Origin of the sequence: Sulfurisphaera javensis (genome assembly GCF_041154675.1) — an archaeon.
Classification (GTDB): domain Archaea; phylum Thermoproteota; class Thermoprotei_A; order Sulfolobales; family Sulfolobaceae; genus Sulfurisphaera; species Sulfurisphaera javensis.
Genome location: NZ_AP031322.1, coordinates 317,820 through 341,799, shown reverse-complemented (window position 1 = coordinate 341,799; position 23,980 = coordinate 317,820). Strand labels below are relative to the sequence as shown.

At 31.8% G+C, this 23,980-nt stretch carries 32 protein-coding genes; 17 read left to right on the top strand and 15 right to left on the bottom strand.

Annotation, left to right across the window (positions count from 1 at the left end; translation table 11 throughout):
• Positions 1–2 precede the first annotated feature (2 nt).
• Together ACAM25_RS01785 and ACAM25_RS01780 are read left to right on the top strand one after the other, a co-directional pair.
• Positions 3–2,180, top strand: coding sequence for a tRNA(Met) cytidine acetyltransferase TmcA (locus ACAM25_RS01785; protein WP_369610645.1), 2,178 nt, complete (start codon positions 3–5; stop codon positions 2,178–2,180).
• Between the two features lie 20 nt (positions 2,181–2,200).
• Positions 2,201–3,181 carry a stage II sporulation protein M gene (locus ACAM25_RS01780; protein WP_369610644.1) on the top strand — a complete coding sequence of 327 codons (981 nt, stop codon included), beginning with the start codon at positions 2,201–2,203 and terminating at the stop codon, positions 3,179–3,181.
• Here the strand turns inward: ACAM25_RS01780 and ACAM25_RS01775 are convergent.
• Both ACAM25_RS01775 and ACAM25_RS01770 read right to left on the bottom strand, forming a co-directional pair.
• Complete coding sequence (locus ACAM25_RS01775) at positions 3,151–3,876, bottom strand: exodeoxyribonuclease III (RefSeq protein WP_369610643.1); 726 nt, start codon at positions 3,874–3,876, stop codon at positions 3,151–3,153. The genes ACAM25_RS01780 and ACAM25_RS01775 overlap by 31 nt on opposite strands.
• Positions 3,863–4,975, bottom strand: a complete 1,113-nt coding sequence (locus tag ACAM25_RS01770) for a PhoH family protein (protein WP_369610642.1) — start codon at positions 4,973–4,975, stop codon at positions 3,863–3,865. The genes ACAM25_RS01775 and ACAM25_RS01770 overlap by 14 nt, the downstream gene beginning before the upstream one ends.
• A gap of 570 nt (positions 4,976–5,545) precedes the next feature.
• On the opposite strand from ACAM25_RS01770, the gene ACAM25_RS01765 reads away from it, so the two are divergent.
• The 3 genes from ACAM25_RS01765 to ACAM25_RS01755 are packed head-to-tail and all read left to right on the top strand — an operon-like array spanning position 5,546 to position 8,179.
• Positions 5,546–6,775: a YeeE/YedE thiosulfate transporter family protein gene (locus tag ACAM25_RS01765; RefSeq protein WP_369610641.1), complete on the top strand. Its 1,230-nt coding sequence runs from the start codon at positions 5,546–5,548 to the stop codon at positions 6,773–6,775.
• Between the two features lie 4 nt (positions 6,776–6,779).
• Positions 6,780–7,049 (top strand): hypothetical protein, encoded by a 270-nt coding sequence (locus ACAM25_RS01760; RefSeq protein ID WP_369610640.1) that lies wholly within the window; start codon positions 6,780–6,782, stop codon positions 7,047–7,049.
• Positions 7,050–7,099: 50 nt separating this feature from the next.
• On the top strand, positions 7,100–8,179 hold the full coding sequence (locus ACAM25_RS01755) for a M28 family peptidase (RefSeq protein ID WP_369610639.1): 1,080 nt from the start codon (positions 7,100–7,102) through the stop codon (positions 8,177–8,179).
• On the opposite strand, the gene ACAM25_RS01750 is transcribed toward ACAM25_RS01755, so the two are convergent.
• The 4 genes from ACAM25_RS01750 to ACAM25_RS01735 form a co-directional block, all read right to left on the bottom strand.
• Positions 8,163–9,374, bottom strand: a complete 1,212-nt coding sequence (locus ACAM25_RS01750; protein WP_369610638.1) for an NRAMP family divalent metal transporter — start codon at positions 9,372–9,374, stop codon at positions 8,163–8,165. The genes ACAM25_RS01755 and ACAM25_RS01750 overlap by 17 nt on opposite strands.
• 213 nt (positions 9,375–9,587) lie before the next feature.
• Entirely contained in the window at positions 9,588–9,920 is a 333-nt protein-coding gene (locus ACAM25_RS01745) for a hypothetical protein (protein ID WP_369610637.1), read from the bottom strand.
• 32 nt (positions 9,921–9,952) lie between these two features.
• Positions 9,953–10,363 (bottom strand): OsmC family protein, encoded by a 411-nt coding sequence (locus ACAM25_RS01740; RefSeq protein WP_369610636.1) that lies wholly within the window; start codon positions 10,361–10,363, stop codon positions 9,953–9,955.
• Entirely contained in the window at positions 10,360–10,809 is a 450-nt protein-coding gene (locus tag ACAM25_RS01735) for a hypothetical protein (RefSeq protein WP_369610635.1), read from the bottom strand. Before ACAM25_RS01735 ends, ACAM25_RS01740 begins: the two co-directional genes overlap by 4 nt.
• Before the next feature lie 51 nt (positions 10,810–10,860).
• Here ACAM25_RS01735 and ACAM25_RS01730 point away from each other — a divergent pair, with 51 nt between their 5' ends.
• Together ACAM25_RS01730 and ACAM25_RS01725 are read left to right on the top strand one after the other, a co-directional pair.
• Positions 10,861–10,995: a hypothetical protein gene (locus tag ACAM25_RS01730; RefSeq protein WP_369610634.1), complete on the top strand. Its 135-nt coding sequence runs from the start codon at positions 10,861–10,863 to the stop codon at positions 10,993–10,995.
• Positions 10,995–11,714, top strand: a complete 720-nt coding sequence (locus ACAM25_RS01725) for a CBS domain-containing protein (RefSeq protein WP_369610633.1) — start codon at positions 10,995–10,997, stop codon at positions 11,712–11,714. The genes ACAM25_RS01730 and ACAM25_RS01725 overlap by 1 nt, the downstream gene beginning before the upstream one ends.
• Here the strand turns inward: ACAM25_RS01725 and ACAM25_RS01720 are convergent.
• From ACAM25_RS01720 to ACAM25_RS01710, 3 genes are all read right to left on the bottom strand, one after another.
• The gene (locus tag ACAM25_RS01720) at positions 11,707–12,801 is read right to left on the bottom strand and encodes a lipoate--protein ligase family protein (protein WP_369610632.1); all 1,095 of its coding nucleotides are present in this window, start codon (positions 12,799–12,801) and stop codon (positions 11,707–11,709) included. The genes ACAM25_RS01725 and ACAM25_RS01720 overlap by 8 nt on opposite strands.
• Before the next feature lies 1 nt (position 12,802).
• Positions 12,803–13,249: a glycine cleavage system protein H gene (locus ACAM25_RS01715; RefSeq protein ID WP_369610631.1), complete on the bottom strand. Its 447-nt coding sequence runs from the start codon at positions 13,247–13,249 to the stop codon at positions 12,803–12,805.
• A 72-nt stretch (positions 13,250–13,321) separates the two neighbouring features.
• Positions 13,322–13,729, bottom strand: a complete 408-nt coding sequence (locus ACAM25_RS01710) for a glycine cleavage system protein H (RefSeq protein WP_369610630.1) — start codon at positions 13,727–13,729, stop codon at positions 13,322–13,324.
• Positions 13,730–13,775: 46 nt separating this feature from the next.
• Between ACAM25_RS01710 and ACAM25_RS01705 the strand changes: the two genes are divergently transcribed.
• Positions 13,776–14,255 carry an HAD family hydrolase gene (locus ACAM25_RS01705; RefSeq protein WP_369610629.1) on the top strand — a complete coding sequence of 160 codons (480 nt, stop codon included), beginning with the start codon at positions 13,776–13,778 and terminating at the stop codon, positions 14,253–14,255.
• On the opposite strand, the gene ACAM25_RS01700 is transcribed toward ACAM25_RS01705, so the two are convergent.
• Positions 14,241–14,852, bottom strand: a complete 612-nt coding sequence (locus ACAM25_RS01700; protein ID WP_369610628.1) for a 7-cyano-7-deazaguanine synthase — start codon at positions 14,850–14,852, stop codon at positions 14,241–14,243. The genes ACAM25_RS01705 and ACAM25_RS01700 overlap by 15 nt on opposite strands.
• Positions 14,853–14,889: 37 nt before the next feature.
• On the opposite strand from ACAM25_RS01700, the gene ACAM25_RS01695 reads away from it, so the two are divergent.
• Complete coding sequence (locus ACAM25_RS01695) at positions 14,890–15,246, top strand: hypothetical protein (RefSeq protein WP_369610627.1); 357 nt, start codon at positions 14,890–14,892, stop codon at positions 15,244–15,246.
• Between the two features lie 66 nt (positions 15,247–15,312).
• A complete protein-coding gene (gene lrs14, locus ACAM25_RS01690) occupies positions 15,313–15,699 on the top strand; it encodes an HTH-type transcriptional regulator Lrs14 (RefSeq protein WP_369610626.1) in 387 nt (128 codons plus the stop codon).
• Here the strand turns inward: lrs14 and ACAM25_RS01685 are convergent.
• The gene (locus ACAM25_RS01685) at positions 15,674–15,841 is read right to left on the bottom strand and encodes a hypothetical protein (RefSeq protein ID WP_369610625.1); all 168 of its coding nucleotides are present in this window, start codon (positions 15,839–15,841) and stop codon (positions 15,674–15,676) included. The genes lrs14 and ACAM25_RS01685 overlap by 26 nt on opposite strands.
• Positions 15,842–15,892: 51 nt before the next feature.
• On the opposite strand from ACAM25_RS01685, the gene ACAM25_RS01680 reads away from it, so the two are divergent.
• Entirely contained in the window at positions 15,893–16,150 is a 258-nt protein-coding gene (locus ACAM25_RS01680) for a sulfurtransferase TusA family protein (RefSeq protein ID WP_369610624.1), read from the top strand.
• On the opposite strand, the gene ACAM25_RS01675 is transcribed toward ACAM25_RS01680, so the two are convergent.
• Positions 16,136–16,465, bottom strand: coding sequence for a helix-turn-helix domain-containing protein (locus ACAM25_RS01675; protein WP_369610623.1), 330 nt, complete (start codon positions 16,463–16,465; stop codon positions 16,136–16,138). The two genes, ACAM25_RS01680 and ACAM25_RS01675, sit on opposite strands and share 15 nt — an antisense overlap.
• 152 nt (positions 16,466–16,617) lie before the next feature.
• Here ACAM25_RS01675 and ACAM25_RS01670 point away from each other — a divergent pair, with 152 nt between their 5' ends.
• From ACAM25_RS01670 to ACAM25_RS01650, 5 genes are read left to right on the top strand one after another with little or no spacing between them, the layout of a single operon-like run.
• Positions 16,618–17,652, top strand: a complete 1,035-nt coding sequence (locus ACAM25_RS01670; protein WP_369610622.1) for a biotin/lipoate A/B protein ligase family protein — start codon at positions 16,618–16,620, stop codon at positions 17,650–17,652.
• Complete coding sequence (locus tag ACAM25_RS01665; RefSeq protein ID WP_369610621.1) at positions 17,649–18,560, top strand: radical SAM protein; 912 nt, start codon at positions 17,649–17,651, stop codon at positions 18,558–18,560. Before ACAM25_RS01670 ends, ACAM25_RS01665 begins: the two co-directional genes overlap by 4 nt.
• Complete coding sequence (locus ACAM25_RS01660; RefSeq protein WP_369610620.1) at positions 18,541–19,599, top strand: radical SAM protein; 1,059 nt, start codon at positions 18,541–18,543, stop codon at positions 19,597–19,599. Before ACAM25_RS01665 ends, ACAM25_RS01660 begins: the two co-directional genes overlap by 20 nt.
• Positions 19,596–20,414: a hypothetical protein gene (locus tag ACAM25_RS01655; protein ID WP_369610619.1), complete on the top strand. Its 819-nt coding sequence runs from the start codon at positions 19,596–19,598 to the stop codon at positions 20,412–20,414. Before ACAM25_RS01660 ends, ACAM25_RS01655 begins: the two co-directional genes overlap by 4 nt.
• 1 nt (position 20,415) lies before the next feature.
• Positions 20,416–21,414, top strand: a complete 999-nt coding sequence (locus ACAM25_RS01650; RefSeq protein ID WP_369610618.1) for a histone deacetylase family protein — start codon at positions 20,416–20,418, stop codon at positions 21,412–21,414.
• On the opposite strand, the gene ACAM25_RS01645 is transcribed toward ACAM25_RS01650, so the two are convergent.
• Positions 21,391–22,743, bottom strand: coding sequence for a DUF1641 domain-containing protein (locus ACAM25_RS01645; protein WP_369610617.1), 1,353 nt, complete (start codon positions 22,741–22,743; stop codon positions 21,391–21,393). The two genes, ACAM25_RS01650 and ACAM25_RS01645, sit on opposite strands and share 24 nt — an antisense overlap.
• A 47-nt stretch (positions 22,744–22,790) precedes the next feature.
• Here ACAM25_RS01645 and ACAM25_RS01640 point away from each other — a divergent pair, with 47 nt between their 5' ends.
• Positions 22,791–23,108 (top strand): PIN domain-containing protein, encoded by a 318-nt coding sequence (locus tag ACAM25_RS01640; RefSeq protein ID WP_369610616.1) that lies wholly within the window; start codon positions 22,791–22,793, stop codon positions 23,106–23,108.
• Here ACAM25_RS01640 and ACAM25_RS01635 read toward each other — a convergent pair.
• Positions 23,086–23,634, bottom strand: coding sequence for a thioredoxin family protein (locus ACAM25_RS01635; protein ID WP_369610615.1), 549 nt, complete (start codon positions 23,632–23,634; stop codon positions 23,086–23,088). The two genes, ACAM25_RS01640 and ACAM25_RS01635, sit on opposite strands and share 23 nt — an antisense overlap.
• Entirely contained in the window at positions 23,631–23,975 is a 345-nt protein-coding gene (locus ACAM25_RS01630) for a hypothetical protein (RefSeq protein WP_369610614.1), read from the bottom strand. Before ACAM25_RS01630 ends, ACAM25_RS01635 begins: the two co-directional genes overlap by 4 nt.
• Positions 23,976–23,980 lie beyond the last annotated feature (5 nt).

The window sequence follows — 23,980 nt, the reverse complement described above, 5'->3', positions numbered from 1 at the left end:
ATATGAAAGAGGAGTTTCAAAAAGCTATTGATTTTTATTATAGGCATTTACTCTTTGTTCAAGGTAAAGATTTCCTTAATTCTACTTTGAATTTTTTAAATCAATATCTTGAAGTTAACAAAAATCCAAAAATTGCATATGCTTTTCACCCTTGGGTAAACAAGGCAAAAGAAAGATTAGACTTTTTCAAACAAATTGGATTACCAATGGTTGATATTGATTATTCCTCTTCCGAAAAATACCTTGGAGAAACTTTTGATATTGTTATATTAGATTCTGTTGATGATTTTAGACCTAATTATATCTCTCGTCTTGTGGATATGGCAAAAGGAGGAGGTTTAATAGCAATATATAGTGATGATATTTATAAAAACAAGCTCTATAAAAATAGTTTAATCAGAGATGGAGTTGTAGATAATTTTTTTGAGGATAGGTTTCTTAATAAAATTCAATCATACCCAGCTATATTATACATTAAAGATGGCAATCTAAAGAGTTTTAAAGAACCTAAAGTTGATGAATTAAAGAGACCAAAACCAAAAATTTATGATAATTCTTCTGTCCCTCTGACACTTCATAAGTTATGTGTAAGTGGAGATCAAAATAAGGCTTTAGAAGAATTGACGTTCCTATTTCATGATGATAAAAAAAGGACTATAGCGTTAACTGCACCAAGAGGTAGAGGGAAAAGTGCCGTTATTGGTCTCTTTCTTGCTTATGTAATAAAAGAGAGACTAAAAGAACCTACAATTATTATTATAACTTCTCCTTCTTATTATTCTTCTTCTGAAATTTTCAAGTTTTTACTACTAGGATTAAATAGTCTAAATATTAGACATACTGTAACTAAATCGAGGGATGGAAAAATAATGAGGATATCTGCCGGAGAAGTTATAGTTAGATGGCTTGCCCCAGACTTAGCGAAAGACTTCAATGGCTATTTAATTGTTGTAGATGAGGCTGCAGCATTAGGTTTAGAAACATTAGAATATATAACAAGAAGTTGGGACAAAATAATTTTGATAACTACTATTCATGGGTATGAAGGCTCAGGGAAAGCTTTCCTAAAATATCTTCTTTCTTTAAAAAATAAGTACATTTTTAAACATATTACCTTAGATTTTCCAATAAGATACTCTAAAGGAGATCCTATTGAAAGGTTTATATACGACGTTATGCTTTTAGATGCCGAACCTAAGACTAAAAAGCTTGAATATAAGATAGAAGAAATAGACAGGCAAGTACTTTTTAAGAACGATGGAAGATTAAGGCAAATATATGGCATATTAGTTTCAGCGCATTATAGGAATTCTCCAGACGATTTAATGCTTCTTGGCGATTTACATTTTCAACGTATTTTTTCGTTAGATGACGTTGCTGTCTCTCAAGTTATATATGAAGGTGGTCTTAATGAAGAAAGAATTAATTCAATATTGAAAGGAGAAAGTAATTTAGGACATCTAATTCCTCACAGATTAATAAAGTATGAAAGAATAAAGGAGTTTGGAACACTCAAAGGATGGAGAGTTATAAGAATTGCTGTATTACCAGAACTTCAAAATAAAGGATTGGGCTCTAAGTTACTTTCTTACATTAAAGAAAAAGCTATATCAGAAGGACTTGACTGGGTAGGCTCTTCTTTTGTTCTTGATTATAGAGTATTAAATTTCTGGGTTAAAAATGCATTTTACCCAGTTTATTTAGCTACAAGAAAAAATGAAGGATTAAATGGTTATTCAGTCATTGTGATTTATCCTATCACAGAGAAAGCTAAAGAAATAAGTCAAAAGCTTGCATATAATTTAAAAAGAAAAATTCTTAGAACTTCTCACCAAGTTTACTTCAATGTTTCACCTTTAACTTTAGCTAAACTTTTAGATAGTTTGAAAATTTATAAAAAGGTCGAAGAAATAGAAGACACAGAAATAGAAAAGATTAAAGCTTACTTAGAAGGGATATTGCCATATAACTCTGTTGCTGATTCAGTAAGTATTCTTGTGGAGAAGTATTTTTGGGAAATGCCCTTGCAGTTAGATATAATTGAAGAAGCAACTCTCGTAGGGAGAGTTTTACAAGGAAAAAGTTGGTCCCATATAGGTTATAGTCTAGGTAAAACACCAAGGGAGGTAGAAGAAATATTAAGAGAAAGCATAAACAAACTTATGAAAGCTTTTATTTAATGGAGTTAAAATTTAAAATTATGAGACCAATAAGTAAGCTTATCTTAATGTTCTTTGTTGCCGAGATTATTATATTTCTAATATCTGCTGGAATACCAGTAAATTCTCCAAGTCTAGTTCAACAATATAATAGCATAGAAAGTTCAATACGTAATCAATCGTATATTTCAATAGCTTTATCAATATTTGCAAACAATATCAAAGTTGCAATACTTGACTTTATTCCTGCAATAGGAATAATTATGCTTTCCTATTCGATAGTCGATACTGGTATGATCCTTAGTGCTGTTATGACAGCTAATCATATTCCAGGAATAGTTGCAGCCTTAGCCTTACTAACGCTTCCTCACTCATTTGTGGAGTTACCTTCATATGCTATCGCTGCCGGTTCTGGTACTTATATTCTCTTAAGAAGAAAAGATTGGAAGAGAGGATTAATAACATTCATTATAGTTCCTATAGAACTTTTCTTAGCTGCATTAGTAGAGGCCAGCTTATTCTTTGTTCCAAATCCTTACATAATGTGGGCTGCTTCTGCACCAATATTAGTCGGATTATATTTTCTTTATCAATATTTACAAAAAATTGCCGATAAATACGTTGAAGTTCAACAGCCTGTTACACAATATTACCAACAAATTCCATTATTCAATCCACCTGACTATCAGTATTATAACCAATATAGAGAAAATTGGGCAAAAGCGTTAACTTATGAGTCTCAAGGAGATGCTAATATGGCAATGAATTATCTTTGGGTGTCTTTAATTAATTTAATATCGGCTATAGCAATAAAAATGGGTTTGCCATATTATACAAAGGAAGATATTGATAGAGTTATTCAAACATTGTCGATACAAAATCCTCAAATAAACTATTTGTATCAACAAGCTTTTACTCTAAGAATGCAAGATAATTATATTGAATTAAAACAAATAATAACTCAATTAGTTGCAATATTGCAAAATATCTATCAAACATCTATCTCAAGAAGGATAGGGTAGTGATCTGAGCCTTCAATGTTTAAAATTTTACAATCTTTTATTTTATCTTTAAGTTCCTCCGAAACAATGCAATAATCTATTCTCATAGCCTTCCACTTAAACCTATAACTTCTCCAGCTATATTCAATTTTATTAGGGTTTTTAAACCTATAAGCGTCAACATAACCTTTACTTAAAATATGAGCCATCCACTCCCTTTCTTTAGGTGAAAGACCAGGCTCGTTTTCGTCCCAGAAAGAAGAGTCTCTTCGTTCAACCACAGCGTTAAAATCTCCACATATAATTACTGGTTTTGTTTTGCGTAACTCGTCCATAAACTCTTCAATTTTTTTATCAAATGCTATCTTAAAATCTAACCTAGACAAACCATCACCAGCCCTAGGGAAGTAAGCATTTATTAAATAAAAATTGCTTAATTCAACAGTAACTGTTCTTCCCTCTTCATCAAACTCTTTTTGATTTAATCCCTTAACTACACTCTTAGGTTTCTCCTTCACTAAAGTCATTACTCCACTGTACCCTTTTTTCTTTGCTGGAAAAGAAACGATATTATACCCACTCATTAATAGGTCTAAAGGTAAATCGCTACTCCTTATTTCTTGTAATAAAATCGCATCATAAGATAATACTGATTCCAATGCTCCTTTCTTAGTAATTGCTTTAAGTCCATTGACATTCCAGCTAACTATTTTCATTCTCTTCTGTTATAACTCTGATACCAACTCCTAAAAGTTTTCTAATTGCCTCGTCAAGGAATCTTACATAAGATCCTTTTTGTCCCATAAAAGCACCAGTTTCTTTTCTAATTTTAACGGCTAATTCATTTCCTTTAAAGTCCGCATCTTCAATATATTTTACTACCCAAGGTAAAGGATGCATAGCCTTAATGTACTCCTTAAAATCTAGTGAAAGCTCTAAGGCTCTAAGTTTTTTGCCAGAATCTTTTTCAGAAGCATTTATTCTTTCACCACCTTTTCCAACCAACCTTCCCAGATTTCCTTCTTTAACTACTATTACACTATCTGGCAAAGTGGTAAGATTTTCTAAGCCTAATTTTTTCTTTTCATTACTTAAATCCACTATAGTTACAATGTCAGCATCTGGCGAATGTTGTTTTACAATATTTAGTATCTTACTTTCATCTTCAGATAAACTTCTACTCCTTAACCTATATTCAATTAAAAGTCTAAGGCCTCTTTTTGCCCCAGTCCTTATAATATCCTTTACTCCTAGATCTACAACTTTTGCGTCTTCTTCATTTAGTAAAACTTCTCTAATTAACTCTGAAGGATCTTTAACTGTCTGCATTTGTAATGACTGAAAAATGGGATCACCAGCAACAATTAGTTTACTATTTCTTCCAATTCTAATAATTAATTCAATTATGCTTTCTGGTTGTAATTCCTGAACTTCATCAATAAAGATCAAAGAATCATCAAAAGTTCTCCCTCTCAAAAACCTTGAGTCAAGGATTTCAAGTTTTCCAGTTTTATATAATTCATCAACCGTGCTGTAATATTCTTCTCCAATTACATCTTTTACATAGCTAAGGATTACCTCAGCATAGTTTGTTAATTCAGTTACTGTTATTTCCTTTTTAGTTACTACATCAACGATTGGTTTTACTATTACAAATTTTTTAAATTTTCCTTGTTTAATAGCTTCAATTCCATAAGACAAAGCTAACAATGTTTTACCCGTACCTGTAGGTCCAAAGACGCCTACTATTTGATATTTATCATCATTAAGGGCATTTAATAGTTCTTGTTGACCAGAAGTAAGCGGTTTAATCATCAAAAAATAAGAAAAAGACTTTAGGGTTAAAAAGTCAATCTAAGTTTCTTCTTTCTGTTATCGTTGTAAAATCAACAACTCTTTCATTAAGTTCTTCTTCGCTTTTTAATTTTGTTTCTTGTTTTTGTAAAATGTAGGTTTGCATAAGTATTAATTGTATTACCTATTTATTAACTTTACTCTATACTTTAAAGTATGCACTAAATGTAATATAATATTAAACTTCATTATAATAGTTAAGTAAATTCTCATAAATGCTTAGGTTATTCAGTATATTTAAGTTCTAAGAACTTAAAGGACTAGGTTAGACGACAGATATTTTTTCATAATGAATGGTATCACACATTTACTACTTGAAGGATTGTTTTCTAGTTTAATAAAGTTAGCAATATCTTTATACTTCTTTAGTTAAAGATAAAATATATTTAGAGAGAATTATAAAAAGTAATATTTATTTAAATAGATATATCGTTTCTTATGATTAACAGAGTTAATTAAAATCGAACAAATTTTAGTAACTAAAATTTATACTTACCCTGTTAAATATAAAAAAATTGGTGAAAGTAAAAAATGATAACCTATACTGCACCGTTATGGGTTGGAATAGTTATTGGTTTTATAATCGGAGCAGCAGCAGAAGCATGGGGAATTGGAAATCCTGAAACATTAATAAGATTAGCAAAATGGGAAGATAGACTTTTTGTTGATTGTATATTGCTAGGTGCTGCTGTAGCTACTCCAGTTATGTTTGGTCTTTATGCCTTAGGAGTAGGTTTTCATTGGTCGCCAAAGCCTTTATACGTAATTGGTGTAGGATTAGGTGGATTTCTATTTGGTATTGGTTTAGCAATTAGTGGTTATTTCCCTGGTTCTACATGGATGGCTCTAGGCGAAGGAAGAAGGGATGCGATATATGCAATCTTAGGAGGTTTAGTAGGTGCTGCTGCATGGACCGCTTTATATCAGACTCCGGCAGGACAATGGTTAGTTAATACGTTGAACTTTGGAAGTGTAATAATTGGTGCAACTCATCAAGCTGGTAAAGAATACTTAATACCATGGGGAGGTTTAACACCAGTTGATTTATTTCTAATTTCATTAGTATATGCTGGCATATTCTTTACTATAGCATATTATCTGCCAAGATATAAGGGCGGTGCTCATAGCTGTTTAAGAGGTACATTACAAGGGAAAATAACTGATTTTGAAAAAGCTAAAAGACTTGATACTGCAATGTTCCTAACTTATGGTGGATTACCTTATGATGAAAAGAGCGTGGCAAAGAAACTAAATGAATACTGGGCTGTTGAAAGCAACGTTACTAGATATTATATGGTTTCTGTTGGTGCAATAGTAGGATTAACAGTAGTTGCTGAGATGTTTTTGCATCAAATCTTTGGCGAATCAACAACATATTCATGGATGGCTGGTGCATTATTTTTACCAAACTTTAAGTATAGCCAAATAGTGTTTAAAGGAATTGGTTGGGAACCATTTAGTGATATAGGTACATTACTAGGTGCATTCTTTGCTGCTACGTTCTTAACAAGGAGATTTACTGTATTTAGAAAGAATATACCTCCAAGTTGGGCAAAGAGATTTGGGAATAATGAGGCTATAAGAGCTTTAGGCTCATTTGGAGGTACAGCATTAATGATGTTCGGTGCAAGAATGGCTGATGGATGTGCTTCTGGCCATATATTAAGTGGAGCATTACAGATGGCAATAAGCGGATTATGGTTTGGTGTCATGGTTATGGTCGCAATGATCATAACTGCTAAGATAGTATATAGGGGGTGAAAAGATGGCAGTCATTCAAAATCAAGAATATTTGAATAAACTTGACAAAACATTTAAGATAATATTTATCATTGGACTTATAGTAATCTTTGCAGTTGCAATTGCTGAAACACAGAACTATAATGGATTTTCTCCTACTCCATCCCAAGTAGCTACTGTAGGATATATAGTGGCATTACTTTTAGTAATAGCTGGTGTGATCTATAGTCAATTTCCACCATCAGTTTTAGGGAAACCTATTGAAGAAAAAGAGGAACACGAGAGTGCTAAATAAAGTCATTTTTTGAAAAATAGTTTTTATTTTTCTTTTTGTATTTTTCTTTTGTGCTTTCTTTAGAATTGTTTAAATTGGGAGAAATTATTCATGGTAGTGAAAAAGAGAAAAAGGTTTTAGAAATACTTAGACAACATTTTGGTGGTACACTTCATCAAGTAAGAACTAAAGAATGGATCTTAAGCCATTTTGATTTTTATGCTAATGGTAAAAGAGTTAAAGCTTCTCTCCTTCCTTATACTTCTGGATATGTAAAAGGAAAAGTGGGTAAAAATATAAAATATTATGAGATGCCCCCTCATCCTTTTATGGTAAAAGATCTTTATGATAGAGCCATAAAAGAGGGAGCTGATGCTGTAATTTTTTATGATCAAGGAAAGTTAAGAAGAATTGCCGTAGGAACTAAGATTCCGGCTATTTTTTCCTCAATTTCTCTTAAAAATGATGACGAGATTGAGATTAATGCAGAGTCGCAATTAGTTGATTCAATTAGTTATAATCTTGAAGTTGAAGTAATACCAGGAGAAGATTATATCATTGTTGGAGCTCATGTTGATCATTGGTTATCCGGATATCATGATAATCTATTTTCACTTGATATAATAGAAAATATAAAAGCAGATTTAAAACATCACGGTCTCAAATTTGTATTTTTCTCTTCTGAAGAAGGTCCAAGATGCTGTAATGGGTCAATACAATATGATAAAAAGGGTACATTCGTTATGATATCTTTAGATGCATTATTCCCTAGCAGAGTTGTTTTTTCTGCTACGCCAGATCTTTTTGCTTTTTCTAAGTTCTTTAATTTAAAGAGAATTGAAATGCCAACTCCTTACTCAGACCATTTTCCTTTTGTAATTGAGGGCTTTCCTGCACTAGTTCTGTATAATGACGATTTAATACCTTGGTATCATTCAGATAAGGATTTACCTATTGAAGAAGACAAGCAATATTTATCTCAGTTAGTAAGCAGTTTAAATAAATTACTTCGAGAGTTAGATAAAGTTAATAAAGAGAATTTAGATGCTATATTTTTTAATTATGCTAAACAACAAGGTTTCGATATTAAGGAAAGGAGAGGAAGTATAATACCAAATGGCTTAACTTCAACTTTTAAAAGGTTGCAATAATTGCAACCATAAGAATTATTATAGCCGATAGCCAATAAGCTATTTCTCTTAACCCTTTAGAGTTAAACTTTCCCATTATTTTTTCATTTCTTGAAATTATTCCAAGAATAATAATCGGGCCTATTAGTGCATATACGAAGAATACTAGTAGATCAAGAATTGTATTAATTAACATATCTGATGGTAACAACAGAGTAGCTAAGACAGCGGGTATACTCTCAATAACGTAAACTTTCCATGAATTCCTTTGAGGTATACCTAAAGCTTCTACTACACCCCAAGCACTACCTAAAGAAATTACTACTAGTGCTAAAAATCCTGCACTTATTAGACCTATGGAGAAAAATATAGGAGAGTATTTACCAGCTAGCGGTTCCATAACGGTTGAAAGTTGATATGCGCTAGCAAAAGTTGAAGGATCAGAAGCTCCTTTAATTCCAGCAAATGTCATTTCCACAATAACCATTAGTACTTCAGTAACAATAGCACCGATTAAGGTTTCTTTTCTCATATGTCTTATAGCATCATTTTTAAATTCAGAAGCGCCTATCTCATTTAGCTTAATTGCAGTTGCTGAGGCTTGGAAATAAAGCATAAATGGCATTATTACAGCACCAACATTGGCTGCAACCAGAAAGAAAAAGAGTGGAGTCGGCCTAAAATATATTGGAGAATAGGACTTTATTCCTCTAAGTCCTAAAGTAGCAACTAATCCAGCAATTAATGCAAAGGAAATACCTAAAAGTACTTTTTCTGCTTGTATATATTTTCTTGTTGTCACTACAATTATATGAACTATGAAGATTAAAGGTATGCTTATAAAAAGAGGAATACCAAGAACTTCGAAACCTATTGCGATTCCCATGTATTCTATTGCGTAAGTGAAAGCATCTGTAATTGCCATAGGCATTGCCATTAAGATAGCTATTTTTTTGCTATAATTTTCTCTAATTACTTCGCCTAACCCTTTACCAGTAGCAATACCAATTCTACCAGATGCTTCTTGAATAATATAAAGAGGGATGATTAGAAGTAAAAGAACCCATATTAAACCATAATTATACACAGCTCCAGTTTGTGCAGCTCCAATTATACTGCTAGCATCCATATCAGCCATCATTACAAGCCATGCGGGACCAAAGAATTTTATGAAATTAATTGTTCTTTCACTTGTCGTAATTCTTTTACGCCACATCGTAAAGAAATATATTCAATGCTACTAATAAGCTTTATCCCTTAAGTTTTGGCAATCTGCGTAGAAAGTTATGAAAGGTTAAATTCTCTAAATAGAATATAAAACTAATTTTAACAATAATTCAAAGAAGATTTTGGATTTTTAAGACTTTTTTATTAGTTCGGAAAATTTTGTAATATTAAAAATATTGAATGCTCTATAAAAAAGAAAAAATTATAAACCAGCTTGTTTTTTTAATTCGTTTAATTTATCTACATCAGCTAGAAGATCATTTAATTGATTTGAAATTTGTGGAATTTTCTTTAATTCATCAACGATTTGCATTACGTCATCCCATACTTCTTTCATGAAAACATCAGGATAATATCTATGTATAGTCATTATAGAGAGAACAACTGAAATTTTCCTTGCTAAACCATTTTGTGTCAAAATGTCTTCGTTTTGTGTTAGTATATTGTTTAATTGATCTATGAGATCAAAAATATATGGTTGCATTTCTTTTAATTCTCTTTCCCCAGGTTTGAGAAGTTCTTCTTCTACCATCATAATTATAATTTAATTTTTTAAATTAAAAAGTTTTAAATTACCTTCCATTTCACATTAACTTTAATACTCCTCGTAAGAGTATCCTTAAGCGGGCATCTTCTTTCAGATTCTTCAAGAACTTTTTCAAGTAACTCTTTATTATCTGCTTTCACTTCTATTTCATAAGATATATCAAGGAATCCAGGTGGAATATTGGGGTCTCCTTGAAATCCCTTTGGGTCTAAATTTCCCTCAATATAGCCATTCATTTTCTCTATCTTTAACCCCTTTTCGTTAGCCACATAATATACAGTTAACATTAAACATGATAGGGCTGAAGCAAGTAAAACTTCTTCTGGTGTTGGATAATCGGAGCCTAGGAGTCCTATGATAAAATCGGTATCTTTAATATTTATTTTAACCTTATCGCCTTCTAGAGTTCCTTCAGCAGTAAAGGTTATCATGATATCATCCCAATATCTTTTAAAATAGCCAATTCAATAGAGTATCTTAAATATAAATTAGTTTTCTCTTCTGGTGTAAGATTCTTATTTAATTTAGCCTCATAATTTTCTATTTGTCTTGTAACAACAGTACTTACGTTTACTTCAATAGGAGGTTTATTTACTTTAAAAGTATAATATAGGTCAATTAAAAGCTCATAAGTTTCTTCATCAAGATATAAAACGTATTCATCATTAACAACTGGTATTAATTTTTCATCGACCTCTATCATTTTACCTTTAAAATAAGGTCTCCAATTAAGCATTGAGCTCTTAACAAATTCCCAAGAAGGAGGAAAACCTTTATACTCGTCAGCGCTAGGCACTTCAACAATTTTATAGGTCTTTCCATTAAGTTCTATTTCACCTACAATCTCTAAATCAAGGTTTCCAACTTTTACTTTCATATGAGTAAAATTTTTTTCTTTTTTAAAATATAATTTTATCTGGGAATTCACATGATGGTTACTACTCAACAAAAGGATTATGAAAATCCAGCATTAGAATGTTACAAACCTGAAGCATTATGGAAATATGTCTCTATAGAGGAATGTTTTAAAGCACATGGTGTTAATCCACAGAGGGCTACTTAATGATAGTAAAAGATATAATGACAAAAGATGTAGTTACTGTTTCAAAAGGTACTCCAATTTTTAAAGCTCTCGAAATAATGATTGGAAATAATATTAGAAGGCTTCTTGTAGAGAAGGACGGTATAATAACGATCAGAGATATTGTATATAACTGGAAAAAAATCAATGGTACAGTAGATGAAATTATGAATAGAGATCTGGTATTCATTACCCCGACTTCTAATATAAAAGAGGCCTGTAGAATTATGACAGGCGAGGGAATTGGTTCTTTAATAGTTGGTGATGGAGTAAGAATAGTAGGGATAGTAACTGAAAGAGATCTAATTAGAAATTGTAAAGTTAAAGGGGATACAAAGGTTGGAGATGTTATGAATGTGGATCCATTAGTTGCAACAAAAAATGCTAAACTATCAGATATAGCTGACTTTATGAAATCTTACTGGCAAAGACATGCAGTTATTGTAGATGATAAAAAACCAATAGGAGTAATTTCTGCTAAAGATATAGGAAGAGCGCTTTTAGCCAAAAAAGATCTTTCTCAAGTAAATGCAGAAGGATTTATGAGTATAAACGTTTACAAAGTTACTCCAGATTCTTCATTAGAAACAGCAAGACTACTGATGGCTCAGAAAAACATAGGCTTTCTTCCAGTAGTAGATGCTATCTCATTATTAGGCAGTATAAGTGAAAGAGAAATATTAGCAGTATTATCTATATAACTTCTTGGACTTCTGGCTTATTTATAATTTCTTTAAAAGCATTAATTAAGTCTTCAGCTGTAAAACCAAAGATATTTGGTTTTTTCTCCTCAAATACTTTCTTAATTACTTTATCATAATCAGTAGCTTCTACTCCTTTAAGCGAGTCTTCTAAGTACTCTATGAAATCTTTTGGTCCCATTAAGAAGAAATCACCAGAGATTGACACTTCATCAAATTTCTTATTTACTATTTTAACTGTGATTCTTAATAATTTTCTAGCCTTATAATCTAAATGACATAAAGCTACAGCACTATTTATCTTAACACATCTTTCAGTATGTAATTCTGGGTGTCTATTATCTTTGTAGTAAATCCACTCCTCATTCATCTTTTCTTTTGCTAATTTATCCCAAATTTCTATTTCTTCTGGAGTTAAATTAGATTCTTCAAATTTAATTCCTAAATATTTTTCAAATTCCTCCTTTAATTTCTTATTTATCTCTTCTCTAGGAGGTATGTATCCTAGCTCTTTCTCTAAACTCGTTAACCATTCACTCATCTCTTTAGCCATTTTATCTCTGAATTTCTCAGTTGGGACTCTAATGCATTTGCTTATCAAATCCACATCTAAATGAAGTAGAATATTACCAGTTATAACAACAGCTTTATTATATGTCATAGCACCGTTTCCACTTATCTTTTTACCATTAACAACAATATCCTGGTCTCTAAGTTGTGCGTTAACACCATAAGAGCGTAAAACATTAACTACTGGAGTTAAGTACTTTTCATAAAGTGCTTTAGGATTTGATGGTACCTCTTCAGCCTTAACTACTATAAAATAGTCATGTTCACCCGGCGTTATTACAACAGTTCCTCCGCCTAAATCTCTTCTAACTACTGGTATGCCCATTTTCTTTGTGAAGTCAAGGTTAACTTCTAACCATACTTCTTGATGAACCCCAACATTAACAAAAGGTTTATCAGAGTAAAAAACTAGGAGTGTATTTTTCCCTCCCCTTGATACGTAATCAGCCACTGCAACAAAAGATGTTACCATATGATAGCCATCTTGGGGAGGGAGAGACACAAATCTCCAAGACATTTCACAGCCTCTTACATTGTAATTTTTCACTATTTATTAATTCAGTTAATTTTGATACAGCAGCACTACCAGTTACTAGTTGTTTTAATTCTTCCGGGTTATTTACTTTCATTTTTACTAGCCATCCTTTTCCATAAGGATCTTGATTTACTAAAACTGGATTCTTTTCAACGTCTGGATTAACATCAATTATTTCTCCACTGGCAGGAGCTGGGACTGGTCCTGCCCACTTTCCGCTCTCCATAGTAGCTACAGGTTTGCCTTTTTCTACTTTTGTTCCTTTTTTCTTTAATCTTACTTTAACAACTTTCCCTGCCATTGTTTGAGCTATATCAGTTATTCCAACTACAATAACGTCTGTTCCTTCTTGCTTAGCCCAAACTGTGTTTTTTCCTTCAATGAAATATAATAAATTTTCTGGAATTTCACAATTTGAAACGTTTGCCATACGAAACCCTCTCTTTACTATATCTAAGAAATATAATAAAAATGTTTTGCTCGAAAAAGAAATTTAAAATAATTATCTTATTACTCTTTTAGCATCATTTTCAAAGAGTTTTATGGCCTCTGAAACAGGCATTATTTTTCCTTTAACAGCCCCTTTTATTTTAATAATCCAAGCTTCATAAGGTTTCTCGTTAAGTAAAGTAGGATTTTTTATTACTTCCTCATTAACGTCTATTATTTCACCTTCAACTGGTAACCTAAATTTTCCGATCCACTTTGCTGATTCAAGAGTGAATAAAACACTTCTTGAATTAACTTTCTCTCCTTTATTTTTAGTTGTAACTTGGAATATTTTCCCAGCCATATATTGGCCTAGAGAAGTTATTCCCACAGTTATAATATCCCCTTCAATTTTTAGCCAAACATGTTCCTCTGGATAGTAATAGAGATCGTCCGGAAAATCGAAACCTTCTACTTGCATAGATAAAGGTATAAAATTTAATCTTATTAACTTTTATTATTAATTAATGAAATACGCAGTATGGCTAGATGGGGTAATTCTAAAGATAGATTTAACTGATATTCTTTATAGAATTTATAAAGGAGAACCAGCAAATATACCTATCACTACAGAGACTTTTGAGGATTGGAAAGAGATCTTCAATATTAAAGATAAGATTTATTTATTGTCACCTTATGACGAGAAAAACACAAAAGAAATTATAACTAAATTAGGCATTAATGTTCCTTATATAAGTAATAATGGTAAAACAAAGCCATCTAAGACCCCTTATGAGGAACTAATTAGAAGGACTGGTTGGGATCCTATTAACGTGATTACAATTGGTTCATCTCCACTTGACTTACTTTCAGCTAGATTTTATGATTCAAGAATAAAAGTCGCTTGTATAGAGAGATTTAGTGATTGTTCTAGGTACAGTCCATATATAATAGGAAAAGATCTTCCTTCTTTACTTAATTCTCTAAGAAGATTAAGAAAACTTTAAATATTTAGTGGGATCTGGCAAATTTGCGGCTTTAAAAGCTTCTTTTCTTTTTGTGCATTGACTACATTGACCGCAATGATACTTATGTCCTAATAAACAAGAATAAGTTAGCGAGGGATCTAATCCAGATGATACTCCTATCTTTAAAAGAAAAGACTTTGGCATACCAGCAAAGGGAGTAGAGACTTTAACTCCTAGTATTTCTCCTAAGCGTTTTAGTTCATTCATAATTTCATACCTGTTTTGTTCATATTCACAGTCTTCCTTAACGCTTGCTATGATTATCTCTTGGTAACCTTTCTCTTTAGCGAAAGCTATTGCAATAGGAATTATTATCACGTTCCTATGAACTATTGGTTCATGTGGTTTTAACCAATCTTCTGATGAAATAAATAAGTTTCTTAGCTTCTTTATATTAGCTACCAACAGTTTTTTGTTCAATTTTCCGCAAATTATGCTACTACTTTTTAACTGCATTCTGGCAGATTTTTGTCCATAATCTACGAATAGGCAATCAAAGTCAAGCCCTTTCTTTGTATAGTAATAAGCTGCAGAGGACGAATCTAGTCCACCGGACATTAAAAGTAATGCTTTCATAATTATATTTTAATACTTTTTATTCTAATTATAAATTGTGTCTGTTGAAAACGAAGCGAAGAAATTAGCAGCAACTTATGCTAGATGGCTTAGGAACCCGCAAGAGGCATTATTTGGAAAACAGGGAGGAAGAGGAGTTGTTATTCTTATATATGATAAAGTGAAGGCAGCTAAGACTAAAGAAGATATAACGAAAGCCCTTGATTTATCTCAATATCCAGATTTAGATAAAGCAACTTATAATGATTTATCAAGGTTTTTTAATGAGTTATTAAATAAAATTTCGCAATTTGATGATCAGACAGCAGTAAAATTTACCATAGAAGCATTTAGGTATTTCCAAATCGCTCTCTTTACAAAAATTGAGGATATAAATAAAGGTTATTGGGCTTAACCAGTAGACTTTACTAAATAAGTTTTTTTGATAAAATTTAAATATATGGTTTATGAAATATTTTATATGCAAGTAGAAATGGAAAGAATAACGTTACCCTCTGGTAAAGAGGCAAAATTAATCGATGCATTAAGTTTTTGTTATGACATATCAGATACAGAATTTAAGGTATTAGAAACTGTAATTGAGAAGAAAACTATAACAGAGGACGAACTAGTAGAAATATTAAAATTGTCTAAAGCTTCTGTAAATAGAAGTCTCAATAAATTAGTCTCACTAGGATTTATAGAAAGAGAAAAAGTGCAATCAAGCAAGGGAGGAAGACCAAAGTATCTATATAAATCATTAGAGAAAGAAGAGTTAATCAAAAAAATAACTGAAGATTTCAAGAAATGTTCAGAAATGTTTATTAATACACTGCCTACATTTATTCGTTCTTCTTTTGGCAGTTAAAAACAAATCTTTCTGGCTCTTTCATAAAAGCTAATTGGCATATTTCTGTATCAAAATAATATACAATCTCATTGTATGTTACTTTATAAGGTGTACATTCAGCCTCAAAGAGCCTGTTACACACTGGACAAACAACTTTCATATTCATAAGAAAACTAAATACATTTTTAAGTTTGCACTCTTAATGTAAGTTATGGAAGTAATTGATGCAACTAACTCTGAATGCCCTGAACCATTTATGAAAACTGTAGCAAAGTTAATGAGTATTAAATCTGGTACTGTCAAAGTTATTTTTAAAGATCCTAAATGTGTGGATATGATAACTGAAGCAGTTAAATTAATGGATTGTAAAATTGTAGAAACTGTAAATCAAGATGGAATCTATTCAATGATAATTGAAAAAGGAGAAAGTAGTAAAGAAATTAAAGATGTTAAACTAGGTGGCTGCTAATTCCATTCTTTTTGCACAGTCAAGTAAGTCAGCTCTTATTTTCTCTAGAATATTTGAGGTAATAGAATAGTAATACTTTGGTCTTCCTATTTTCTTTCCTTCAGTTTTAGTTCTTTCTACTAGTCCAAGTTCTATTAATTTCTTCAAACTATTTTCTACTGTAGTTTTACTTAATTTAAAAATGTCTGCTAATTCCTCTGATGTTATTGGTTTCTCGATTTCTACCATTTTTAATAACACTGCTACATCTGTATCTGTAATTTTATAACAACATCTAATCTCTTCCTTTTTTGACTCTAATTTTTCTTTCATCATTAAATACCTTATCTTTTTAAATATTTAAAAATTTCTCAAAGTTTAAAACGTATGATAGATACGAGTTAACTAATATAATGACTATTTAATTTACTCAGTACGTACTCTTAATAGAAATCTTTAAATAAATAAAATAACTTTATTTTTTAAGGATGACGCTATTTAGATTTATTGTAGAACAAGGATCTCAGGATAAAATACTAGCCGGTGAAGAGGCACTATTAGAAAGTATAAGCAACGGAGCACAGCCAATCCTTAGATTTGTAATATTTGATCCTACTGCCGTTTTAGTTGGATATCATCAAGCTGTGGAACAGGAAGTAAATATTGACGAAGTAAAGAAAAGAGGCTGGGATATAGGTAGAAGACCAACTGGAGGGGGAACAATAATAATGGGAAAAGAACAACTAGGTTGGGAAATTTATGCTGATGCTTCTTTAGTTGGTTATACTCCAGAGGAAGCAATAAAAAGAGGTGCAGAAGGTGTAATTAAGACTCTTGAAAAATTAGGAATAAAGGCTAATTTTAGACCTAAAAATGACGTAGAAGTAAACGGAAGAAAGATATCTGGAATTGGTGCTTTCTCTCAAGGAAAATATATCGCGGTTACTGGTACAATTCTAGTTGATTTTAATGCTGAGTCTATGGTTTCAGTTTTAAGACTTACTTCTGAAAAATTGAAGGATAAATTAGCAAAAGACTTTAGAGATAGACTCACTTGGATAAATAGAGAATTAGGCAAAAGTATTGAAATGTCACAAATAATTGAATTAGCTAAGGCATCGTTCGAAGAAGCTCTTAACGTTAAGCTTGAAAATTCCACATATACTGAAACGGAAGAAAAGCTTATTTCTGAGTTAAGAATGAAATACTCTTCTCCAGAATGGATATTTAACTTAAGGAAACCTTTAGAAGGTGATATAAAATACATAGAAAAGAAATTACCCGGAGGATTAGTAAAGGTTCAAGTTAAAATGGCTGGGGAAAAGATTATTGAGTCTGTCCTAATAACTGGTGATTTCTTTATTGAACCAAGAAGGGCAATTTATGACCTTGAAGCTAGGTTAAAATGGTCGAGAGTTGAAGATGTTGAAAAAGAAATTAGAGATTGGTATAAGGAAGTTAAAATCATTGGTATATCTGCTGATGACTTAGTAAATATATTTAAGGAGGTTTTGTCTAAATGAAAAAGTTATATCTTTATGCACCAGCTTTAAAGAAATATGAAACAGATTATATCACATCTGATAATGGTTGGAAAATGGTTTCAGTTACTGGTACTGCTTGTGCTTTTAACTGTGATCATTGTAATAGGAGAATTTTAGAAGGCATGGAAGATGCTTCAAATAAAGAGAGAATGAAAAGTATTATAGAGAAAGTTATAAAGGAAGGTCATAAAGGTTTGGTTTTGTCAGGAGGTTCTACAATAAGAGGAGAAGTTCCTATATGGCGTTATGAGGAAATTTTAAGTAAATATGCTAACAAGCTGACTTTTATTGCACATACTGGAGTTGTTAAAAACAAGGAAATAGCTGAAAAATTTGCAAAAGCGGGGATAAAAATAGCCCTTTTAGACATGGTCGGTGATAATGAAACAATAAAAGAAGTGTTAAAACAACCATTTACAGTTGATGATTATCTTAACTCCTTCAAATACCTAAAGTCTGTTGGAATAAAAATTGCTCCTCATGTCATTGTTGGTTTAAGTAAAAGAGGAATAGAAGGAGATTTGCACGCTATTGAACTTCTAAAAGAAGTAAATCCAGATACTGTTATTATAGTTGGTTTAATGCCGTTAGTCGGTACTAGGAACACTAGACAACCTTCGCCAGATGAATTAAAGCTTGCATTAAAGAAAGTTAGAGACGAATTTTCAGTTCCCATCATGCTGGGATGTGCTAGACCTAGAGGTAAAGGTTATGTTGAGGTAGATAAGTTTGCAGTAGATTATGAAATTGATGGGATAGCCTTTCCAGAAGAAGAAATTATTCCTTATGCTATGAATAAAAGGGAAGTTATTTTTAGTAATGCGTGTTGTGGGAATGTAATTTTTGATGCTTTGGGGGGTGTTTTAAATGTTAAGAATGGTAAGTAGTCCAGATTGGGTTAGGTTAAGTTTTGGAGCAGATATGGTATTAGGTTTTAGTCCAGGAATTTTTTTACATAATGCATTAAATACAACAATAAACCTACTACAATACTATCCAGATGGATGTAAGGCTAACTGCTCTTATTGTGGTCAAGCTAGAGAAGTTGCTCAAGGTCCAGAGTGTAAAACATTAATAAGAGTAGAATGGCCTTTAAGAAGGCTTGATGATGTGATAAAGAAGATTAAAGAAAGGCAAGGAGATCCTAGATATGGTTTGCAAAGAATTTGTGTAGGTCAATTAGCTCACCCTAGAGCTGCCCAAGATTCTATTGAAATTACTAGAAGAATAAGGGAAGCTGGAATTGAACTTTCAATTTCAGAATTAATTACTCCGACTTATACTTTTAAGCATCATTTAATAGAAATGAAAAAAGCTGGTGGAGACATGGTTGATGTTGCAATAGACGCTGCTAGTAAAAGAGTATTCGAAGAAACAAGGGGTAAAAAAGTAAGAAGTATGCATAATTGGGAAAGATATTTGCAAGGTATTGATGAAGCTGTGGAAGTGTTTGGAAAAGGAAATGCCGGTATACATTTAATTATAGGTTTAGGAGAAACTGAGAAAGAGGCTATAGATATTATGTGGTACGCTCACACTAGAGGAGCCAAAATAACGCTATTTGCATTCTATCCAGAGCAAGGTACTCCAATGGAAAAAGTAAAGCCAGCTCCAGTAAATGTATATAGGAGAATGCAATTAGCTAGATGGCTTATTGAAAACGACTTAATCGATTATTCGGCTTTTAAGTTTAACGATGATGGAGTATTAATAGATATCGATTTACCCCCAGATTTAACTATTGATGAAATTGCACCAGCATTTATGACTTCTGGTTGTCCAGGATGCAATAGGCCTTACTCTAATGAAAGGCCTAACATGGAGTTTAGAAATATCCCATGGTATCCTTCAAGGGATAAGGCATTAAAGGCAATTAAACAAAGTAAATTACCGTCAGTTATAAAATACTTTGAGCAAAAACAATGAAAATCCTTAAGGGAAGTCTCTTAAGTTTTTTCTCGAGTGGTTTTCCTTCACATGTTAAAGTAAAAGCTATAGATTTAAGTTCTCCAGATCAAGAGTATTTTTACTCTCCCTTTAATGGTTTTATAGAGAGAATAGAAAAGTTTAACATAGGAAGGCCAAATAAATATGCAAAAGTAGATTACGATGTTTTAATTCAAGTTAATGTGAATGGGAAAAGGATTAAGATTCTTCATATAGAACCTTTCGTAAACGAAGGGAACGAAATAAAGGAAGGAGAGAAAATTGGTAAGTTTTTAGAATCTCCATACACCGGAGGAGATTTTAAGCATGCACATATAGAAGGAATAACGCTAAAATTTCCTAAGGTAAAATTTTATAGAGAATCAACATTAGGAAGAATAGTAAATAAAGAAAAGGAATACTTTGATGTTGAAATAAAAGATTACGCAGTTGCTGGCAACTTCTATGGTTTAGGTTGCTGTGGTGGTTTATTAAATGTTAGCTTTCCTTACAGCTGTTATGGTGGTATTATCGGAAATTGGAATAATACCCTTAACTTTTTAGGTTTTAATTTAGGCTTTCCTTATAAATTAAAAAGAAAGAATCTTATCATGTTTGAGGGAAAGAAGGGAATAATAAAGAACTGGGAGAAATCAGCCTCATTTAAAGTTTTGGCTAATAAGCCTATATGTGGTTTCGCCTTTGTTGAAGTAGTATTAGGTTACAAAATACCTCCAAGAATAAGAGTTTTTAGGAAAACTGATTTAGAGGAAGGCGACGAAATAGAACTTAAATTAATAAAAGAGCTGATGTAAAATGTTAGGGATCGTATGGGATGAGAAATTTAAAGAAATCTCATTCTCACATCCAATGATTAGGGATATATCGAAGGAGAGAATAAGACGGTTCATTGAAATTGCTAGGAGGAAATTACATTTCGTAGAGATTAAACCAGAAAAGGCTACTGTATATGATCTGTTAAAGATTCATGACGAGAAATACATTAAGAAACTTGAGGAAGTAAGTAAGATTCCTTATATAGGCTTTCTAGATAGTGGTGATACCATTCATTACCCTGGAATGTTTGATGATATATTACTTGTTCTTGGAGCATCAATTACTGCAATAAAATATTCTAAATTTATTGAAAAGATTTTCATTCCATTAGGAGGATTTCATCATGCATTAAGAGAGAAAGCAATGGGATTTTGTCCTATAAATGACGTTGCTTTTTCTGCTTTAACTTTGTTGGAAAAGGGAGAAAGGATAGCTATTATTGATATTGATGCGCATCATGGTAATGGTTTGCAAGAATATCTTTACGATAAACCGATATTGAAGATAAACATTTTTGCATATGATGGAAAATTCTTCCCAGGAACTGGGAAAATAGAGGAAAGGGGTATTGGAGAGGGGAAAGGACTAAACTACAACGTTCAGCTTCCTTTATATTCTGGCGATGATGTTTTTGAAGAGGCTTTACGCATCTTAGAAATTATTCCAGATTTTAATCCCACATATATTATTGTCGTTGCTGGCGTTGACGGACATAAGGATGATGGATTAAAATCCCTAAACCTAACTTGTAATTCCTACAATTTACTTGGCTTAAAGGTTAAAAGAATTGCTCATAAGTCGAAGATAATAGGCTATGGTGGTGGCGGTTATGGGAAAATGAGCTCAGAGTGTATGGTTTCTTTTTTGTTAGGATTAGAAGGTAAAAAAGAAGAGATTGAAACTAGAACATCCTCTGATAAAGAGAAAATTGAAAAGGTAAAAAATGAAGTTAATTTATTCCTTCAAGGCTTTTCCTAAGTCCTCAGCAAACTTTAGCAACGCTCCCATAGCATAACTAGTATCCTTATTACCTAGTGCACCAACTAATCCGAATGTTCCTACTGGTTTAACACTTGGTAGATCATTAATCCACATCTTTAATGCAACACCCATCTTCTGCGTTATCATAACTAAACCGTCTATCAATTGTGGGTCTCCTAATACTTCAAATACTTTCATTAATTTATCAAGAACGCCGGCTTTTTGTAACTCAGCCATTCTCTCTAATAATGCAAGCATGGATGTCATGTCTATTTGAGTTAATAGCTTTACTGTTTTTTCACTTGTTAATTGCTTAAGTAATGGGGTTAATGCTATTAACGAATTTAACATTGAGTCTATGTCTATTTGTTCTAGTAGTTTTAGTGCTTTGTCGCTTGTTAGTTTTTGTAGTATTGGTGTTAGTTTTTCTGTTGCTCCTAGGAGTGAATCTATGTCTATGCTTTCAATTACTTTTAATGCCTTATCACTAGTAAGCTTATTAAGTAATGGCAACATCTTTTCTGTTGCGTTGAGCAAACTGTCAATATCTAATGATTGTAATAATGTGAGTGCTTTGTCGCTTGTTAGTTTTTCTATTAGTGGCCATAGTGCTTGTATTTTTGTTACTTGGTCCATTCCGAAGGATATTAGTGCGTTTATTAGGTCAGCCTTTTGAACAGCATCAAGAAGGTCTAATGATTGTTGCATTAAGTTAATTAACATATCTAATTGTCCTTTCTTTTGCATATCCGCTGTCATCGTTGCTAATTTGTTAAGTAATGGTAGCATTTTTTCAGTTGTATCTAATAGATTATCTATGTCTATTTGTTCTAGTAGTTTTAGTGCTTTGTCGCTTGTTAGTTTTTGTAGTATTGGTGTTAGTTTTTCTGTTGCTCCTAGGAGTGAATCTATGTCTATGCTTTCAATTACTTTTAATGCCTTATCACTAGTTAATTTTTGAAGTAATGGTAATGATTTCTCTGTTGCAGTAAGGAGTCCATCAACATCAAGGCTTTGTATAAGATTTAATGCTCTATCGCTTGTTAGTTTTTCTATTAGTGGCCATAGTGCTTGTATTTTTGTTACTTGGTCCATTCCGAAGGATATTAGTGCGTTTATTAGGTCAGCCTTTTGAACAGCATCAATTATTGATAATGCTTGATCAGTTAATGCTATTAATTGATCTAACTCTCCTTTCTTATCTAATTCACTTAATTTATCCATTAACTTTTCTATTGTTGGCAATTCATCTACCAATTTTGATAATCTTTGTATATTTTCTGGGGATGTTAATTTTTCCAATGGGTCTGTAATCGTTTGAGCCAATTCTATCTCCACAAATTTATTAACATTTTTATTTATATAGTTTAATTATGGCTGAGTTTGTAGTAATTACATTTAGCTCTCTTAACTATCTTAAAGATCTAATTAACATTTATAAGAATAAGAAAGTTATTGTTACTACTTTAACTTATTCCAAGGCATTAAAAAAAGGGTTAAACCCATTAATTTATGAGAATGTTTGGATAAGAGCCTATTCTCATAAACCAGTAAAAATTTTTGACTTAGATGAAGCTGATTCAGAGGCAATACTTGTAGCACAAGAATTATCTGCACAACTGGTTACTTCAGATGAAAAGATAGAAAAGATTGCAAAAGAAATGGGAATCAATGTTGTTCGCTACCCTTAGCTAACATTTTCAGAATTATTGTTGGAGGAAAACTACCTGGTATTTCCACTTTTTCATTTAATATAATTTTAGGTACATTAAGAACCCTATATTTTTTACCCTCTTCTTCATACATTGTAACGTCTATAATTTCTAAGCTTACGTTTGGATTGTAGATGGGAAGTTGATAAAGTAGTTCTGCTGCTATTGGGCATTTAGTACAATCTGGTGTTACAAATAATTTAATGTTACCAGAAATTTTAGATGCAAGTTCTTTTTCCTTTTCATCTAATTGAATAACGTTATTTGAAATCCTAACCAATGCGTTTAAAAATGGCCAAAACTCATTTACTGTGGGTATACCGTAATAAGTAAAATAAAGTCTATCGTTTTTATATACTTTTAGGTATGGTTTATTACAACCTTCTTTATTAACTATATTTAGTTTATCCTTGAAATAATCGAAAATTTCTTCGATTTTACATCCTTCTAATGTTAAACCATTTATATAAGACAAGTATTGCGAGACTATGTAATCGTAACTCATAAAAAGTACCTCAAACTCTCTATTCCTTCTAACGCTTTAATTAATTTTTCTTCTAACTCTTTCCTATCGTTAAAAGTCTTTATTACAAATACAACATTACCAGAAATTAAATATTCTAGAGGAGCTCCTAATCCTTGCGATATTCTTGATGCTCTAGCATATTTAATTCCCATAGAGACTAAATCATCAAGACTTTCTTTTCCAGTTGGTAAAGGAATTGGCAACTTAACACTATTTTCTTCTATGTAAAACTCATAATCATCCATAACTACTTTTTCTTTTCTTATTTCATTAATTAACTGAAAACCTTTCCTTTTTAGATATTCCTCAAGTGAAGACATGATTC

Bases quoted from the DNA above. Each gene is read 5' to 3' on its own strand.
- ACAM25_RS01785 (WP_369610645.1), top strand. From the start codon at position 3: ATGAAAGAGGAGTTTCAAAAAGCTATTGATTTTTATTATAGGCATTTA.
- ACAM25_RS01780 (WP_369610644.1), top strand. From the start codon at position 2,201: ATGAGACCAATAAGTAAGCTTATCTTAATGTTCTTTGTTGCCGAGATT.
- ACAM25_RS01775 (WP_369610643.1), bottom strand. From the start codon at position 3,876: ATGAAAATAGTTAGCTGGAATGTCAATGGACTTAAAGCAATTACTAAG.
- ACAM25_RS01770 (WP_369610642.1), bottom strand. From the start codon at position 4,975: ATGATTAAACCGCTTACTTCTGGTCAACAAGAACTATTAAATGCCCTT.
- ACAM25_RS01765 (WP_369610641.1), top strand. From the start codon at position 5,546: ATGATAACCTATACTGCACCGTTATGGGTTGGAATAGTTATTGGTTTT.
- ACAM25_RS01760 (WP_369610640.1), top strand. From the start codon at position 6,780: ATGGCAGTCATTCAAAATCAAGAATATTTGAATAAACTTGACAAAACA.
- ACAM25_RS01750 (WP_369610638.1), bottom strand. From the start codon at position 9,374: ATGTGGCGTAAAAGAATTACGACAAGTGAAAGAACAATTAATTTCATA.
- ACAM25_RS01745 (WP_369610637.1), bottom strand. From the start codon at position 9,920: ATGATGGTAGAAGAAGAACTTCTCAAACCTGGGGAAAGAGAATTAAAA.
- ACAM25_RS01740 (WP_369610636.1), bottom strand. From the start codon at position 10,363: ATGATAACCTTTACTGCTGAAGGAACTCTAGAAGGCGATAAGGTTAAA.
- ACAM25_RS01735 (WP_369610635.1), bottom strand. From the start codon at position 10,809: ATGAAAGTAAAAGTTGGAAACCTTGATTTAGAGATTGTAGGTGAAATA.
- ACAM25_RS01730 (WP_369610634.1), top strand. From the start codon at position 10,861: ATGATGGTTACTACTCAACAAAAGGATTATGAAAATCCAGCATTAGAA.
- ACAM25_RS01725 (WP_369610633.1), top strand. From the start codon at position 10,995: ATGATAGTAAAAGATATAATGACAAAAGATGTAGTTACTGTTTCAAAA.
- ACAM25_RS01720 (WP_369610632.1), bottom strand. From the start codon at position 12,801: ATGTCTTGGAGATTTGTGTCTCTCCCTCCCCAAGATGGCTATCATATG.
- ACAM25_RS01715 (WP_369610631.1), bottom strand. From the start codon at position 13,249: ATGGCAAACGTTTCAAATTGTGAAATTCCAGAAAATTTATTATATTTC.
- ACAM25_RS01710 (WP_369610630.1), bottom strand. From the start codon at position 13,729: ATGCAAGTAGAAGGTTTCGATTTTCCGGACGATCTCTATTACTATCCA.
- ACAM25_RS01705 (WP_369610629.1), top strand. From the start codon at position 13,776: ATGAAATACGCAGTATGGCTAGATGGGGTAATTCTAAAGATAGATTTA.
- ACAM25_RS01700 (WP_369610628.1), bottom strand. From the start codon at position 14,852: ATGAAAGCATTACTTTTAATGTCCGGTGGACTAGATTCGTCCTCTGCA.
- lrs14 (WP_369610626.1), top strand. From the start codon at position 15,313: ATGCAAGTAGAAATGGAAAGAATAACGTTACCCTCTGGTAAAGAGGCA.
- ACAM25_RS01685 (WP_369610625.1), bottom strand. From the start codon at position 15,841: ATGAAAGTTGTTTGTCCAGTGTGTAACAGGCTCTTTGAGGCTGAATGT.
- ACAM25_RS01680 (WP_369610624.1), top strand. From the start codon at position 15,893: ATGGAAGTAATTGATGCAACTAACTCTGAATGCCCTGAACCATTTATG.
- ACAM25_RS01675 (WP_369610623.1), bottom strand. From the start codon at position 16,465: ATGATGAAAGAAAAATTAGAGTCAAAAAAGGAAGAGATTAGATGTTGT.
- ACAM25_RS01670 (WP_369610622.1), top strand. From the start codon at position 16,618: ATGACGCTATTTAGATTTATTGTAGAACAAGGATCTCAGGATAAAATA.
- ACAM25_RS01665 (WP_369610621.1), top strand. From the start codon at position 17,649: ATGAAAAAGTTATATCTTTATGCACCAGCTTTAAAGAAATATGAAACA.
- ACAM25_RS01660 (WP_369610620.1), top strand. From the start codon at position 18,541: ATGTTAAGAATGGTAAGTAGTCCAGATTGGGTTAGGTTAAGTTTTGGA.
- ACAM25_RS01655 (WP_369610619.1), top strand. From the start codon at position 19,596: ATGAAAATCCTTAAGGGAAGTCTCTTAAGTTTTTTCTCGAGTGGTTTT.
- ACAM25_RS01650 (WP_369610618.1), top strand. From the start codon at position 20,416: ATGTTAGGGATCGTATGGGATGAGAAATTTAAAGAAATCTCATTCTCA.
- ACAM25_RS01640 (WP_369610616.1), top strand. From the start codon at position 22,791: ATGGCTGAGTTTGTAGTAATTACATTTAGCTCTCTTAACTATCTTAAA.
- ACAM25_RS01635 (WP_369610615.1), bottom strand. From the start codon at position 23,634: ATGAGTTACGATTACATAGTCTCGCAATACTTGTCTTATATAAATGGT.
- ACAM25_RS01630 (WP_369610614.1), bottom strand. From the start codon at position 23,975: ATGTCTTCACTTGAGGAATATCTAAAAAGGAAAGGTTTTCAGTTAATT.